Raw genomic sequence first — 14,818 nt, forward strand, 5'->3', positions numbered from 1 at the left:
AAGTTATATAATCGGAAAGGCCTCCATTCACCTCAGATGCTGACCATATCCGCTGGGGTCTGCGCCTACAACGAGGAGAAGAACATACTACAGTGCCTGCGATCCCTGACCTCCCAGACCTTCCACGGCAAGGAGCTGGTCGAGATGCTGGTCATTTCCAGTGGCAGCACCGACCGCACGGACGAGCTGGTGCAGGACTACGCCCGCAACGTCGACGGCCGCGTCCGTCTCATCAGACAGGAGAAGCGGGAGGGCAAGAACTCGGCGGTCAACGCCTTCATGGTCGAGGCCAAGGGCGACGTGCTATTCCTGGCCAACGCGGACAATGTCATGCGGGAGGATACCTTCGACCGCATGGCCGAGCACTTCAACGACCCATCCATAGGCATGGTCGGTGGCCATCCCGTCCCGGTGAACGACCAGGAGACGTTCATGGGGTTCGCGGTGCACATGCTCTGGGACATGCACCATCGGCTGTCGCTCATCCATCCCAAGGTGGGGGAGATAGTGGCCTTCCGGAACCTGGGGTTCAGGATACCGACGGGGATGGGCAGCGATGAGGACCTCATAAGGCGGGAACACGAAGGACGCGGGTTGAAGATCGCCTACGAATCGGAGGCGCTCATCTTCAACCGCGGTCCCACCACGGTGCGCGATTTTTTCATCCAGAGGACCAGGGTGAACATAGGCGAGCGCTACATGAAGCGCTGGTTCGATTACGACATACCCACCTGGGACAAGCGCTTCCTTATCAACGCCTGGCTCAGCTTCGTGAAGGACAACGCTAGCCACCCCATAAAAATGGCCGTGGCCATGTCCATGGAGGCCTTCGCCCGCGTTTACGCCGCCCTGCACGTCCAACTGGACAAAGGGGACAGGGCGGTGTGGCAGGTGGTCGAGAGCACCAAAGAGGTCGACAGCAAACCTTAACTTTTTTTATAAAAAAAGAGGGAAGAGGTTTAGGGGAGAGATATTTCAGCGTTTCTTGAAGGCCACCAGGCCGACGGCGCCTATCACCATGACCAGGCCGATGGGGGAGAGCAGGGCGGAGAGGGCATCCGTGCCCTCGACGGTCACTGTGCCGAGAGATTCGGCTGGCAGATAGACCAGTAGCTGCTGCACCTCGCCGTTATCGACGACCGCGTAGCAGGCCTGGTCCGGCTGGCCGTAGATCAGCTCAAGGGGATCGTCCACCTGCTGCATATCCGTACCGTTCAGGCGCACGTGCAGGTGGTCCTGCGACATGTCCATGGTGCCGGTCTCGGTGTTTATCAGCAACAAAGCTCCCTGGCCGTTCTGGCCCTGGGCCGACAGCTGGAACTTGTTCTTGACCACCGACTGCACCTGCACCTGCAGCTCGTTGCGGTAGGACACGGTGTCGTAGATCCCGCTCTCGTCGTCAGCCACGATTGTGATCTCGGCGGCCACCTGACCGTTCTGTACGGCCTGCATCAGGACCATCTCCATCCACTGGTGGCGATGGGCAACCTGGGGTAGGAAGCGGATCATCAGGTGCTCGGTGACGTTGCAGCTCACGACCGTGCCGTTCTCTGTGACCTCGAAGGGATCATCAGAGGCGATGACCCCGGTAGAGTTGCCGTCGGAGATCACCAGCTGATAGGTCATGTTGCAGGGCTCGTTCATCACCTTGTTCTCGATGACCGTCATGTCCCCGCTGAGGACGATGGTCATGTTGGCGCTCTCGTTCACGAACAGATGGTACATCCCGGTGGGGTTGTCATGCACCACGGCGACGGTCTCGCCATCGATCAGCTTGGCGATGGAGCCGTGCACATCGATGTCCTCGGGCACGAAGCCCTCCACGCTTATGCTGGTGAGCAGGACCTTCTCGCCCTCGGAGGTTATCAGGCCGTAATCAGTGATGACCCCAGTTGTCTCGTTGATTTCGTAGAACACGAATCCGCCCTGGCCCTGGCCGTGGCTGTACTGCATCTTGCCCATCAGGGACCTGTCTGCGCCCTTCTGGTACATTTTATTGTTATCATTATTTCCGTTATTAGCAGGTGTTTCCCCGCCGCCCTCGGACCAGGGACCGTTCCCGTTACCATTGCCGTTGCCTGAACCGTTGCCGTCGGCCATGGCCGGCGCGGCGAACAGGGCAAGGACCGAGATCAGGAACATTCCCACTAACACAAGGCTCAAGACCTTTAGCGTCCGCATTTTTTCACCTAAATGTCAATCCTTGCCGAGGGGTCATTAACGTTTTGGTACGGGCCTCGAACTGGTTGGTACGAGCTTCGAACAGCGGAAAACGCCCCCTTCGTCTTGTTCGAACTTTGAACCATAACGATTTACATTCCGCAAAGGGATTGAGCTGCCATGGAACCGTTGGACTTGGCCCTGAGGATAGTGCTCATAGGCCTATGCGTGATAATGTTCATCGTCAGCGTGCAGGCCTTTAAGAGGGCGGGTGGAAGGCGCATGGTGTGGGTGCTGCTTTCGTTCCTAGGATTCACCGCCCTGTCCCTCCTGGCTCTCCTTGGCGAGGTCTTCGATGATGCTGCCTGGAGCATGCCCAACGCCGTGGTCCTGTTCCTTATCCTTATCATTGGCGCGAACTACCTGGCGCTGTTGAGCGTCATCATCCCACAGGCCATAAGAAACGCCTTGCCACCTTACACGAACGAATTCATAACTATGATCAAGGACTCGTCCCTGGTCATGACTATAGGGGTCATAGAACTTACGCTGAGGGGCAAGCTGATCAGCGCGCATACCGGCCAGTCCATCCCCGTGCTCATATTCGTAGCGCTGCTCTACTTCATCATGACCTTCAGCGCCTCGAGAATCATGAAGATGATCGAGAAGAAGTTCGCCATACCTGGCATGATTGGGAGTGATTCAAAATGACGGAGCCCATCTTAGAGCTCATTGACGTCAAGAAATCATTCGGTGACAACCATGTCCTGCGCGGCATATCCCTGAAGGTCATGCCCCAGGAGGTCGTCACCATCATCGGCCCGAGCGGCAGCGGGAAGAGCACGCTGCTGCGCTGCATGAACCTACTCAATGAACCGGATAGCGGCAAGATAATATTCCTGGGGCACAACATCACGGATAAGGACATTGACATCAACGCCGTGCGCACCCAGATGAACATGGTCTTCCAGTGCTTCAATCTCTTCATGCACCTCACCGCCAAGAGGAACATCTCCCTGGCCCTGATGAAGGTCAAGAAAATGAAGAAGGCAGAGGCCGAAGCAGTAGCGCTCAAGACCTTGGAGAAGGTCGGCCTGGCGGACAAGGCGGACTCCTACCCAGGCGAGATGTCCGGGGGGCAGCAGCAGCGCGTGGCCATCGCTCGAGCTTTGGCCATGAACCCCAAGGTCATCCTGTTCGACGAACCGACGTCGGCGCTGGACCCCGAACTCATCGGAGAGGTGCTGGACGTCATGAAGAAGCTAGCCCTGTCGGGCATGACCATGGTGGTGGTGACGCACGAGATGGGCTTCGCCCGGGAGATGGCCGATAAGGTGATATTCATGGACCAGGGAGTCATCGCCGAGCAGGGGACTGCGGAGGAGATGTTCGTCAACCCCAAGAACCCCCGGACCAAGACCTTCCTGAAGAGGATACTGAAGGAAGTGGGCGACATGGACCCGGGAATACCAACCGATTTCGTCCCGAACGGGGACAACGGACAAGACAAATGTTAAATAGGCCAGTAGAAATACAAACGGACCATGTACGCGCTGAGGATTTCGACCGACATTGTTCTGGTCCAACGCGTCTTGGGTATTTGAAAGGGAAAACCGCAGGTTTTCCCGGTCATCGGTCGGTGTGTTCATGAAAGGATCTATCGTCCTCGGTCTGGCGCTTTTCGGTGTGGCTCAGGGAGGGGCCCGGCGGCCCAAGAAGCTTATGGACGGCAACGAATGCCATCAGCTTCCCTGGCTCTCCACTCCCAAGTATCCGTGCGGCCAGGACAACGGTCGGGACGACGAGGGGTACTACACCCCCATCAAGAAGGAGCACTCCGTCCGTAATTACCAGATACCGATCAAAGGCAAGAAGAAGTGAAGGTCAAGGGGATCGACATGGAAGTCATTTCGATGGTCGTGAACGACGAGTTCGGGGTCATGCAGAGGATCATGGGGGAGTTCACCCGCCGCAGGATTAACGTGGACACGATCGTCGTCGGGAAGTGCGAGATCCCCGGCAAGTCCCGCGTGGTGCTCAGCGTCTCGGACCGCAAGGAGGCGGAATGGGCTGTGGACAGCCTGCAGCGGCTGCAGGACATAATCCACGTCGAGCTGGTGGACGGGACCCGGCAGGAGGCCTATGCCCTGGTGGGCAACGGAACGGCCAAGGCCAGGCTCATCGGCTCCATCGAAGAGGTGGAAAAGATGTTGCAGGCCACCAACCCGGACAAGTTCATAAGGGCAGTGAACGCCCTCTGAGGTGTGCTCATGAAAAGCAAGATTTGGATGGACGGCCAGTTGGTGAACTGGGAGGATGCCAAGGTGCATGTGTTGGCTCATGGGTTCCATTACGGGACCGGGGTCTTCGAGGGCATACGGGTATACCACGTCCCCCAGGGGAAGAACATATTCCGCCTGAGGGACCACATGGTGCGCTTCATGAACTCGGCCAAGGTGCTGCAGATGAAGATGCCCTACACTTTGGACGAACTGTGCGAGGCCTGCCGGGATGTGGTGCGCACCGCCGACGCCGAGGGAGATTATCTCCGGCCCTTAGCCTTCTACGGGGTGCACCCGGAGTTCAAGATCGGGCTCAACCCCAGCAAGCTGCCCACGAACGTCAGCATCATCTGCACGCACATGGGTGTGTATATAGGGAAGGACCAGGTGGAGCAGGGCGCCAACATCATCACCTCCTCCTGGGAGAAGTACAACAACCGCGCCGCCGCCCTTAACGCCAAGGTCTCCGGGCATTACGTGAACTCGGTATTGGCCAAGCTGGAAGCGATACAGCGGGGCTGCGACGAGGCGCTCATGCTCAACGGCAACGGCAACGTGGCCGAGGGCACCGGGGAGAACGTGTTCATGGTGAAGAAGGGCAAGCTGCTCACGCCGCCAGTCTCCGCCGGGATACTGGAAGGGATCACCCGGGACTGCGTCATGACCATCGGCCGGGACCTGGGCTACGAGGTCGTGGAGAAGGACATCACCCGCTCCGAGCTGTACATGGCCGACGAGGTCTTCATGACCGGGACGGCCGCGGAGATATCCCCCATCCGCTCCATCGACAACCGCCTGGTGGCCGACGGCAGCATCGGCCCCATAACCAAGGCCCTGAAAGGCAAGTTCACCTCCGCGGTCTCTGGCCAGGAGCCAAAATACAAGGCCTGGTTGGACCTGGTATAGGTCGATTATCGGGCCGCGAGAAGGTGCGTAGCCTTTTATCTTGCCGACATCCATCACAACCGACCATCAGGAGGGTCCATAATGAGCAAGACCAAAGACAACCTGCAGACCGCCTTCGCTGGCGAGTCTCAGGCCAACCGCAAGTACCTGGCCTTCGCCAAGAAGGCCAAGGAGGACAAGTTTCCGGAGGTCGCCAAACTGTTCCGCGCTGCGGCCGATTCGGAGACCATCCACGCCCTCTACCACTTGAGGGCCATGGGCGGTGTCGGCAGCACCGAGGACAACCTCAAGGCCGCCGTCGGTGGAGAGAACTACGAGCATACCAGCATGTATCCGGCCATGATCGAAACGGCCAAAACTGAGGGCGAGCGGGTGGCCAGGACCGGGTTCAGCTACGCCAACCAGGTGGAGAAGGTCCACGAGGGCCTGTACCAGGCCGCTCTAAGCTCGGTGCAGGCCAACAAGGACCTGCCGAAAAAGAGGCTCTGGGTCTGCCAGATCTGCGGGAACGTCCACGAGGGCGACGAGCCCCCGGAGAGGTGCTCGGTCTGCGGGAACCCCAAGGACATGTTCAAGGAGACGCTCTGAGCGTCCCCCAAACCGCTTCCTTTTTTTTCCTTTCTTCAAGTAGTAATTTAATATCGCCTACTGGCCTCTATGGACTAGGTGTTGCCTTGTTCGAGGTCCGATTCCATGGTCGCGGGGGGCAGGGGGCGGTCATGGCCGCCCAGACTTTGGCCGAAGCGGCGGTAATCGAAGGGAGGCACGCTCACGCCTTCCCCTTCTTCGGCGCCGAGCGCCGCGGGGCCCCGGTGATGGCCTTCGCCCGCATCGATGACGAGAAGATCAGCATCAAGTCCCAGGTCTACGAGCCGGACCTCCTGGTGGTGCTGGACGAGTCGCTTCTGGGCATCGAGCCGGTGGCCAGAGGGCTGAAGCCGAACGGAAGGGCGGTCATCAACACCCGCAAGCTACCGACGGAACTGGACCTAGGCATCGAGGTGGAATGCGCCACGGTCAACGCCAGCGCCATCGCCCTGGAGTTCCTGAAGGCGCCCATCGTGAACACGGCCATACTCGGGGCGGTGGTCAGGATGACCGACCTGGTCACCATGAACTCCATGAGGCAGGCCATCGAGAACCGCTTCGGGGAAAAGTTCGGGAAGGACGCCGCCCGGGTCAACACGGCCGCGGCCGCGGCGGCCTACCAACAGGCGGCGGTCGGAAGATGCAAGGGGATGCGTCCGTTGGTGGCCAAGAAGGAATGGCTTCCAGGGTGGAGAGAGGTGCCCATCGGGACGACCCTGGCCGAGGACAGCGTGGACGGGGTGATGGTAGGACCGGGCAGCGCCCGCCAGAACCTGACGGGGAGCTGGCGCGTTCAGACCCCCCGCTACGACAAGCAGAAGTGCGTACGCTGCCTGCGCTGCTGGTTCTCCTGCCCTGAAGGGTGCATCAAGCGGGAGGAGGACGACTACGTCCGCTGGGACCTGAACTACTGCAAGGGTTGCGGCATCTGTTCGCAAGTATGTCCGGTCAAGGCCATCGACATGGTCAAGGGGGGATCGAGGTGAAGGTTCGGGTCATCAGCGCCGACCACGCCGTGGCCTACGCGGCCAAGCTGGCCCGCACGGAGGTCGTTCCGTCATTCCCCATCACCCCGCAGACGCTCATCGTGGAGCAGCTGGCCGAGTTCATAAGCGACGGGGAGCTGGACGCGGACTTCATCCCGGCCGACAGCGAGCATTCGGTGATGAGCATCGCCATCGGCGCTAGCGCCGGAGGCGTTCGCGTGTTCACCGCCTCGTCCTCGCAGGGACTGGCGCTCATGCACGAGATGCTGTACGGCGTGCCACAGAACCGTTTGCCGATCGTCATGGCCAACGTGAACCGCAGCCTGGGGGCCGCCTCGGGCATCTGGGTGGAGTACAACGACTCCATGGCCGAGCGCGATTCCGGCTGGCTTCAAGTTTACGTCGAGGACAACCAGGAAGCGCTGGACGCCACCCTCATGGCCTTCAGGCTGGCCGAGGACCGGCGAGTGCTCTTGCCGGTCATGGTCTGCCTGGACGGGTTCATTTTATCGCACACGGTGGAGAGGGTGGAGCTGCCGGAGCAGGAAGAGGTGGACCGTTTCCTGCCACAGTACGAACCGTTGAACATGCTGGACCCCCGGGACCCCAGGCTCATAAACCCGATAGTGCCGCCGGAATACGCCATGGAGATGCGCTACCAGCTGGACCGGGCGGTGGAGCACTCCCGCGAGGTAATAAATGAGGTGGACGCGGAGTTCGGCAAGGCCTTCGGCCGCTCCTACGGCGGGCTGATCGACACGTACCGCATGGAGGGCGCGGAGTACGCCATGCTCACGCTGGGGACGGCCACCGGGCTGGCCCGGAGGACCGTCGACAAGCTCCGGGAGCAGGGGAAGAAGGCCGGTCTGATCAAGCTGCGCTTCATGCGCCCGTTCCCCTTCCAGGAGCTGTGCCAGGCGACCGAGTCGCTTAAAGCTCTCGGCGTCTTCGACCGCTCCGCCTCCTTCAACGGCGGCGGACCCGTTCATTCCGAAGTGGCGGCGGCGCTGTGCAACGTGCCGGTGAAGGTCACCGGCCACATAGCCGGAATCGGCGGCAGGGACGTCACGCCGGCGCACATGGGGGAGATGTACGCCATCGTCGAAAGGGCGTCCAGGGGCGAGGACGTGCGCCCGGTGACCTGGCACGGCCTCAGGGGGGAGATGGAATGAGCGAGAGAGAGATGAGTACCATCAAGGACATGCCTACGAACGACATGTTCACCAGCGGGCACGGGGCCTGCGCCGGCTGCGGCATGGCCGTGGCAGTGAAGAATATCATGAGGATACTGGGCGAGAACACCACCGTTTACGTGCCGGCAAGCTGCCTCATCGTCATCAGCGCCATGTACCCCACCAGCAACTTCCGCACCCCCTATCTCTATACGGCTTTCGAGAACACTGGGGCGGTGATCACCGGGATACGGGCGGCGCAGAGGCGCCGCGGAATCGACTCGATCGTCGTCGGCCTGGCCGGGGACGGTGGAACTTTCGACATAGGGCTGCAGGCGCTGTCCGGCGCGGCGGAGCGCAACGAGGACGTGCTCTACGTCTGCCTGGATAACGAAGGGTACATGAACACCGGCATACAGCGGAGCGGGGCCACGCCCTTCGGGGCCTGGACCACCACGACGCCGGTGGGGGAGGTCGTCAAGGGGAAGCGGGAGTTCAAGAAGGACCTCATGGCCATCGTGGCCGCCCATGACCCGGCCTACGCCGCCTCGCTGTCTATAGCCCACTTCAACGACTTCGTGAAGAAGGTGGAGAAGGCCAAGAACAAGAAGGGCTTCCGCTTCCTGCACGTGATGACGCCGTGCGTGCCCGGCTGGCGCTCCGATTCCTCCATGACCGTAGAGATATCGAGACTGGCGGTGGAGACGGGCATGTGGACGCTCTATGAGATCGAGGGGGGCACAGCTCGCACGACATATCGCCCGCAGACCATGCTTCCGGTCACCGACTACCTGAAGCTGCAAGGTCGCTTCCGCCACATGGAGAACGACGACATCGCCAAGCTGCAGGAGTGGCTGTGCCGGAAGTGGTACTTGCACTACGGGTTCGAGGTGGAGCAGCCGGTGTGCGCGGTCTTCGAGAAGCAGAAGCCCCTGCGGCAGCCGCACGAGGAGCAGCTGCACTTCATCTGAGGGTCAGGCAGCCCGGGAGGCCAGGGCTTTGGCCTCCGTCAGGCCTGCCTTGAGCATCTCCAACGTCCCTTCCCGGGACTCATGCCGTAGGTTGCGCTTCCTTGCGAACTCCCTTGACAGCCCTTCGTAGCGTTCGCGCTCGCCGATGCCCGTGTCGATGAACAAGCATCTCGAGTATCCATCGAACATGATGTCCAGGAACCATTCAAGGTCCACGCCCCGTTCCTTGTAGTCAGGCATCTTCGAGGTCAGTTCCTTCTCGAAGTAATCGAGGCCCATCTCGGACACGAACGGGATGTGGTACATGGTTCCCGCGCAGACCTTCCTTTCCCGGCTGTACTCCTCAGGGGTGATCAGCGCCCCTATGCAATCGTCGGCGGCGATGGTGGCCGTAGGTACCTCCAATTCCCTGACTATGCCCTGAAGGGAGTTGCAGACGCCATATCCAAGGAAGACCGCATCGACCTGCCCCTTGAGGCTGTTGACCTTTCTTACTATCTCCCGTTTCAGGTCCTGCGGATATGAATGCAGTCCGAATTCCAGGTATTCCTTGTACGTTATGTCCGCATCCTCTTCCGTCAGCATTTCCATCTCCTTCTTGAGGCATTCGCAGGCCACGACACCGATTCTCATGTCCTATCTCCGAATGGACCTAAATCATAAGTATATTTTAATATTCCTAAGTACTAATATTCTATTACTACATGACCGACGCGAACGAAGAACTGATGAGGAAGATCGAAGAGCTGCGCCGTGAGATGGATTCCATCCACCGGTCCGTCAGCTCCCTTAGGTACGACGGGATGACCGCAGCCTTCCGGGAGCAGATCGGAGGATCGTTCCTAAATCTGAACCGGGAGGCTTTCCGGGCCGCCATGGGTCAGGAGGACGCTCGGTCATCCCAATCCAAAGAAGCCTTGTCGCAGCTGTCCGCCATATATGACGATGCCATGAGCTGCTTCGAGAGGGACGACCCCAACAGAGGGATAGATAGACTGGAGGAGCTCCGTCCCCTGCTGTCGGAGGCCTCCGTACCGGTCATCGGCCCAGACCTCGCTCGGGTCCTTTCCGCGGTGGTGAAGAGGGCCAGGGACCAGATGGCCATGATGGAGACCCTGCGCTTCCGGGTGGGCCGCCCCATGCTCAGGCGCTCTTGCGAGAGCGCATTCGGTGGGCTGGAACCGGAGGATTTGGAGATCTTGCTCGCCCCCCTCTCCAACGCTACCCGGCTGAAGATAATGGCGTTGCTCTACATCAGCCCGCGAAGCTTCACGGAGATGAGCCAGGAGATAGGGTTGCAGAAGGGGCACATGCAATTCCATCTCAGAAAGCTGGTGGACGCCGGCTACGTGAAGGTGGATCGCCGGACGCACCTCTACTCCATCGAGGAGAAGGGCTTCGTCGCCATCGACGGCCTGGGCCGGCTGTTCTCCCGCCTCTGATACGATGAACGGGCGTTTCAGTCCTTGGACAAGGCCACGGCCAGCAGCACCACTACGCCGATGACGGCCAGAGCGTCACCGAGCACGGCGAGGCCCGCTCCGATCAAGCAGATTCTCTTGCGCGCGTCTTTCATAATGGTTGCACCGATCTCCAGGAAGGCCCGAAGAGCATTAATATCTTGCACATCTTTTTTATATAACGAGAAGATGCGTCAGCCAGCTCCATTGGATCAACGTTCATCCGCGACACGGAGGGTGTGGATAACCCTTTTATATGACCACTCCTTTGAGCGTTCCTGCTCTTATGAGCCTGTGAATGATGAGGATGTCTTGAACATCGGAAGGAGGTATAAATTTGGCAAAAGCTGTATTCGTTAGGTTCGAACTGCCCAAGGAACTCAAGGACAAGGCCTATGAGGTCGTGGAGCTGGCCCGGGACACCGGCAAGCTCAAGAAGGGCACCAATGAGGTTACAAAGATCGTGGAGCGCGGAGAGGCCGTCCTGGTCGTTCTGGCCGAGGACGTTCAGCCCCCGGAAATTCTGGCCCACATGCCTATGCTGTGCGAAGAGAGGAACATTCCCTACGTCTACGTAGACAGCAAGGCCCAGCTGGGAAACTCCTGCGGACTGGAGAAGCCCACCGCTTCCATAGCGATCATCGACGCCGGAAAGGGCAAGCCCATCCTGGAAAGCCTGGTCGATCAGGTCAAGAAGATAAAGGGCTAAAGGGGTTAGGAAATGGCTGAAGACGATAGCATCCCTTCAGAGGTCGTGGAGGTAATCGGCAGGACGGGCATGACCGGGGAGGCCACCCAGGTCAAGGTCCGCGTGCTGGACGGCCGAGATAAGGGAAGGATTATCACCAGGAACATCATGGGACCGGTCCGCATGGGCGACATCCTGATGCTCAGGGAGACGTCCAGAGAGGCTAGGAAGCTCTCCCTAAGGTAAGGAGGTCATCACATGGTCGAGCAACACTTATGCTCCTTCTGCGGCGAGCAGATCGAGCCCGGAACCGGCAAGATGTACGTCAGGAAGGATGGCACCGTATTCCTCTTCTGCACCAACAAGTGCTACAAGAACATGGTGGAGCTGAAGAGGGTGCCCAGGAACATCACCTGGACCAAGGCCTACGCCGCCAAGAAGGGCATCAGCCGAGCGGTTAAGGAGAAGGCCGAGCAGAAGGCCGAGGAAAAGACCGAGGCCAAGGTCGAGCCGAAGGTCAAAGCCAAGGCCAAGACCAAGGCTGAGGCCAAGACCGAAGCGAAGGAGTGAGCCCAATGATCGAGCGCACCTTCGTGATGCTCAAGCCCGACGCCGTGCAGCGCGGCCTGATGGGTCAGATAGTCGCTCGTCTGGAGGCCAAGGGCTTCCGCCCGGTGGCCATGAAGTTCATGCGCATCCCGCGCGAACTGGCCGAAAGGCACTACGGCGAGCACAAGGGCAAGGGGTTCTTCCCCGGGCTCATAAACTACATGACCTCCGGTCCGGTGCTGGTAATGGTCTGGGAGGGGGACAACATCATCTCCGTGCTGCGGGGCATGATGGGCAAGACCAACCCGATGGAGGCCGCGCCCGGCACCATCCGCGGGGACTTCGCCCAGCAGACCGGCCGTAACATCATACACGGCTCGGATTCGCCCGAGTCGGCCAAGAGGGAGATCGAGCTGTTCTTCAACGACTACGAGCTCCTGAGCTACGAAGCCTGCAACAAGGTCTGGCTGTTCGAGTAGGACCAAATCCCTTCCTCAAACCCCAATTTTTTCATATTTTTATCGTCCAGCGTCAGCTCCGCAGGCCTGAAGCGACGTGGAAAAGTTACTAATACGCATTCCTGAATCCGATGTCCATGACCATCCGTCAGCCCATAGTCAGCGTGCTGGGCCATGTGGACCATGGCAAGACTAGCCTGCTCGATTACATCCGGGGCACGGCGGTCATAACGCACGAGGCGGGGCGCATCACTCAGCACATCGGGGCGACGGAGGTCCCGTTGGACCACGTCTACAAGGTCTGCGCCAAGCTGATCGGCAGCAAGAAGTTCAACGTGCCCGGGCTGCTCTTCATCGACACCCCCGGGCATCATTCCTTCATCACCTTGCGCGCGCGCGGCGGCTCCCTGGCGGACATCGCCATCCTGGTCATCGACATCAACGAGGGGCTGAAGCCGCAGACCGTGGAATCCATCAACATACTGCGGCGCTTCAAGACGCCCTTCATCATCGCCCTCAACAAGATCGACCTGGTGGACGGCTGGATCACCCACGCCTCCTCCCCCTTCATCCTCTCGGAGAAGGCCCAGACCGAGGAGGCCCAGGCTGCGCTGAGCGATAAGCTCTACAACATAGTCGGCCGCCTGGCCGAAGAGGGGCTGTCCTCCGAACGTTACGATCACATCGAGAACTTCACCAAGAACATCGCCATCGTCCCCATCAGCGCCAAGAACGGTGAGGGCGTCCCGGACCTCTTACTTGTGCTGGTCGGCCTGGCCCAGCGCTTCCTCGAGGAATCGCTGAAGACCGCGGAAGGACCGGCCAAAGGCACCATACTGGAGGTCAAGGAGGAGCACGGGCTGGGGCAGACCATTGACGTAATCCTATACGACGGCGAGCTGCGGCAGGGGGACACCATCGCCCTGGGCACAAAGGGAAAACCGCTGGTCACCAAGGTGAAGGCCATACTGAAGCCCAAGCCCCTGGACGAGATACGCGACCCGCGGGACAAGTTCGACCGCATGAAGGAGATCTCCGCCGCCGCCGGAGTGAAACTGCTGTGCCAGAACCTGGACGGGGTCGTCGCCGGGGCACCCATCAGGGCCATCAAGGGCAATCAGGCCGAGGTGCTGTCTGAGATAGCCGAGGAGACCAAGATAAACATCGAGGTGGCCGACGACGGCCTGATGATAAAGGCCGACGCCCTCGGCTCGCTGGAAGCGCTGGCGTATGAGTGCAAGCGCGCCGCCATCCCCATCCGCAAGTACGAGACCGGGGACATCTCCCGGCGCGACATCACCGAGGTGAACGCCTACAACGACCCGCTGCACAAGGTCGTCCTGGGGTTCACCGTCAACATGCTCCCGGACGCCAAGGAGGCGCTCCTGAACCACAACGCCAAGGTCTTCACCAACGACGTGGTCTACGGCCTCATCGATGACTACCAGAAGTGGGTGGAGGAAGAGAAGCGCAAGGCGGAGCTGGCCAAGCGCGCCCTGGTGGCCTTCCCCGGCAAAATAAAGATCCTTCCCAACTGCGTCTTCCGGGCCAGCAAGCCAGCCATCGTCGGCGTGCGCGTGCTGGCCGGACGCATCCGCAACAACCAGAAGCTCATCTCTCCCGACGGCAAGGAGATCGGTCGCATACGCTCGCTGCGCACCGGCGAGGACGTCCTCAAAGAAGCGATAGCCGGCCAAGAGATCGCCATAGCCATCGAGGGCGCCACGGTCGGCCGCCAGATGGACGTGGAGGACATACTCTACGTGGACATCCTAGAATCGGAGATAAAGAACCTGCAGGACTACGACCTCAACGTCGACGAGAAGGAGGTCCTGGAGCAGTTTCTGGAGATCAAGCGCAAGACCGACCCGTTCTGGGGAATGTGATCATCTTTCCTTGCCGCAATGAGGGCAGTACTTGCCATCGGACTCTGAGGTCTCCCCGCAATGGAGGCATTTCTTCTTTCGTTCCGTGAGCACCTTTTCCAGCTTGATCTTGGTGTAGAAGTTCACCAAGAGCAGGAAGGCCACGCCGATCAGGCCGATAAGGACCATGAGGGCGATGAACAGGTCCCAGCGGGACTCCTGCTGCATCTCCACGTTGTCAGCCGTAACTTCATAGTGGACCGTTAGTTCGGCCGGAGAACTGGGGGCGCTTCCGACGTCCGTGTTGTCGATGACAAGCACGTACTGCCCGGCGCTGAACAATAGCACGTAGTTGTAGGCGGGGATCACCCCGGCGTTATTGGAGCACCAACCGATGACAAGCTGGAATACGCCCCCGGAGATGTACTCCTGGTAGCTGCCCAGGTCCATGATGAAGACGTCGAAACTGTCCTGCAACGAATCCTGGTCCAGATATACCAGGTAGCGCACGTTCCCGGCCTCGGACGAATCGTTCAGCGAAACTTCAGAGACGGTGAAGTTGAGAAGGACCAGATGCCCGTTGGCAGCAATGACCGCCTCCCCGTCCGTAGACATCGCTGACGCGGAACCGGGAACGGCAGCGGCCATCAGGACCGCCAGGACCATAAGAAGCACTGCCGCCTTGGACATACCCGATTATCTGTTTTCCCATAGATAAACCATGGTCAGGGTT

At 59.8% G+C, this 14,818-nt stretch carries 19 protein-coding genes; 16 read left to right on the top strand and 3 right to left on the bottom strand.

Annotated features, from left to right (window positions below; all coding sequences use genetic code 11):
- Positions 1 to 36 precede the first annotated feature (36 nt).
- Positions 37 to 930: a glycosyltransferase gene (locus NT131_06255; GenBank protein ID MCX6651238.1), complete on the top strand. Its 894-nt coding sequence runs from the start codon at positions 37 to 39 to the stop codon at positions 928 to 930.
- Between the two features lie 45 nt (positions 931 to 975).
- Here NT131_06255 and NT131_06260 read toward each other — a convergent pair whose 3' ends face one another.
- Positions 976 to 2,181 carry a hypothetical protein gene (locus NT131_06260; protein ID MCX6651239.1) on the bottom strand — a complete coding sequence of 402 codons (1,206 nt, stop codon included), beginning with the start codon at positions 2,179 to 2,181 and terminating at the stop codon, positions 976 to 978.
- 159 nt (positions 2,182 to 2,340) lie between these two features.
- Here NT131_06260 and NT131_06265 point away from each other — a divergent pair, with 159 nt between their 5' ends.
- The 9 genes from NT131_06265 (at position 2,341) to NT131_06305 (ending at position 9,065) form a co-directional block, all read left to right on the top strand.
- Positions 2,341 to 2,871: a hypothetical protein gene (locus tag NT131_06265; protein ID MCX6651240.1), complete on the top strand. Its 531-nt coding sequence runs from the start codon at positions 2,341 to 2,343 to the stop codon at positions 2,869 to 2,871.
- 8 nt (positions 2,872 to 2,879) lie between these two features.
- The gene (locus NT131_06270; GenBank protein ID MCX6651241.1) at positions 2,880 to 3,677 is read left to right on the top strand and encodes an amino acid ABC transporter ATP-binding protein; all 798 of its coding nucleotides are present in this window, start codon (positions 2,880 to 2,882) and stop codon (positions 3,675 to 3,677) included.
- A gap of 130 nt (positions 3,678 to 3,807) precedes the next feature.
- The gene (locus NT131_06275; GenBank protein MCX6651242.1) at positions 3,808 to 4,041 is read left to right on the top strand and encodes a hypothetical protein; all 234 of its coding nucleotides are present in this window, start codon (positions 3,808 to 3,810) and stop codon (positions 4,039 to 4,041) included.
- A 17-nt stretch (positions 4,042 to 4,058) separates the two neighbouring features.
- On the top strand, positions 4,059 to 4,421 hold the full coding sequence (locus NT131_06280; protein ID MCX6651243.1) for an acetolactate synthase: 363 nt from the start codon (positions 4,059 to 4,061) through the stop codon (positions 4,419 to 4,421).
- 9 nt (positions 4,422 to 4,430) lie between these two features.
- Positions 4,431 to 5,348, top strand: a complete 918-nt coding sequence (locus NT131_06285; protein MCX6651244.1) for a branched-chain amino acid transaminase — start codon at positions 4,431 to 4,433, stop codon at positions 5,346 to 5,348.
- 81 nt (positions 5,349 to 5,429) lie between these two features.
- The gene (locus tag NT131_06290; GenBank protein ID MCX6651245.1) at positions 5,430 to 5,936 is read left to right on the top strand and encodes a rubrerythrin family protein; all 507 of its coding nucleotides are present in this window, start codon (positions 5,430 to 5,432) and stop codon (positions 5,934 to 5,936) included.
- A gap of 86 nt (positions 5,937 to 6,022) precedes the next feature.
- The gene (locus tag NT131_06295) at positions 6,023 to 6,922 is read left to right on the top strand and encodes a 2-oxoacid:acceptor oxidoreductase family protein (protein ID MCX6651246.1); all 900 of its coding nucleotides are present in this window, start codon (positions 6,023 to 6,025) and stop codon (positions 6,920 to 6,922) included.
- Positions 6,919 to 8,094, top strand: coding sequence for a pyruvate ferredoxin oxidoreductase (gene porA / locus NT131_06300; protein ID MCX6651247.1), 1,176 nt, complete (start codon positions 6,919 to 6,921; stop codon positions 8,092 to 8,094). The genes NT131_06295 and porA overlap by 4 nt, the downstream gene beginning before the upstream one ends.
- Positions 8,091 to 9,065 (top strand): thiamine pyrophosphate-dependent enzyme, encoded by a 975-nt coding sequence (locus tag NT131_06305; GenBank protein ID MCX6651248.1) that lies wholly within the window; start codon positions 8,091 to 8,093, stop codon positions 9,063 to 9,065. The genes porA and NT131_06305 overlap by 4 nt, the downstream gene beginning before the upstream one ends.
- 3 nt (positions 9,066 to 9,068) lie before the next feature.
- Here the strand turns inward: NT131_06305 and NT131_06310 are convergent, their stop codons facing one another.
- Complete coding sequence (locus tag NT131_06310; GenBank protein ID MCX6651249.1) at positions 9,069 to 9,698, bottom strand: DUF1638 domain-containing protein; 630 nt, start codon at positions 9,696 to 9,698, stop codon at positions 9,069 to 9,071.
- A gap of 71 nt (positions 9,699 to 9,769) precedes the next feature.
- On the opposite strand from NT131_06310, the gene NT131_06315 reads away from it, so the two are divergent.
- The 6 genes from NT131_06315 (at position 9,770) to infB (ending at position 14,106) form a co-directional block, all read left to right on the top strand.
- Entirely contained in the window at positions 9,770 to 10,507 is a 738-nt protein-coding gene (locus NT131_06315) for a winged helix-turn-helix domain-containing protein (protein MCX6651250.1), read from the top strand.
- A gap of 355 nt (positions 10,508 to 10,862) precedes the next feature.
- A complete protein-coding gene (rpl7ae, locus tag NT131_06320; GenBank protein MCX6651251.1) occupies positions 10,863 to 11,234 on the top strand; it encodes a 50S ribosomal protein L7Ae in 372 nt (123 codons plus the stop codon).
- Between the two features lie 12 nt (positions 11,235 to 11,246).
- Positions 11,247 to 11,459: a 30S ribosomal protein S28e gene (locus tag NT131_06325; GenBank protein MCX6651252.1), complete on the top strand. Its 213-nt coding sequence runs from the start codon at positions 11,247 to 11,249 to the stop codon at positions 11,457 to 11,459.
- A gap of 12 nt (positions 11,460 to 11,471) precedes the next feature.
- The gene (locus tag NT131_06330; GenBank protein ID MCX6651253.1) at positions 11,472 to 11,783 is read left to right on the top strand and encodes a 50S ribosomal protein L24e; all 312 of its coding nucleotides are present in this window, start codon (positions 11,472 to 11,474) and stop codon (positions 11,781 to 11,783) included.
- Positions 11,784 to 11,788: 5 nt separating this feature from the next.
- Complete coding sequence (gene ndk, locus NT131_06335) at positions 11,789 to 12,241, top strand: nucleoside-diphosphate kinase (GenBank protein ID MCX6651254.1); 453 nt, start codon at positions 11,789 to 11,791, stop codon at positions 12,239 to 12,241.
- 116 nt (positions 12,242 to 12,357) lie between these two features.
- A complete protein-coding gene (gene infB, locus NT131_06340; GenBank protein ID MCX6651255.1) occupies positions 12,358 to 14,106 on the top strand; it encodes a translation initiation factor IF-2 in 1,749 nt (582 codons plus the stop codon).
- Here infB and NT131_06345 read toward each other — a convergent pair whose 3' ends face one another.
- Positions 14,107 to 14,775, bottom strand: coding sequence for a hypothetical protein (locus NT131_06345; GenBank protein MCX6651256.1), 669 nt, complete (start codon positions 14,773 to 14,775; stop codon positions 14,107 to 14,109).
- Positions 14,776 to 14,818: the final 43 nt, after the last annotated feature.

This window comes from Methanomassiliicoccales archaeon (assembly GCA_026394395.1).
Lineage (GTDB): Archaea > Thermoplasmatota > Thermoplasmata > Methanomassiliicoccales > UBA472 > UBA472.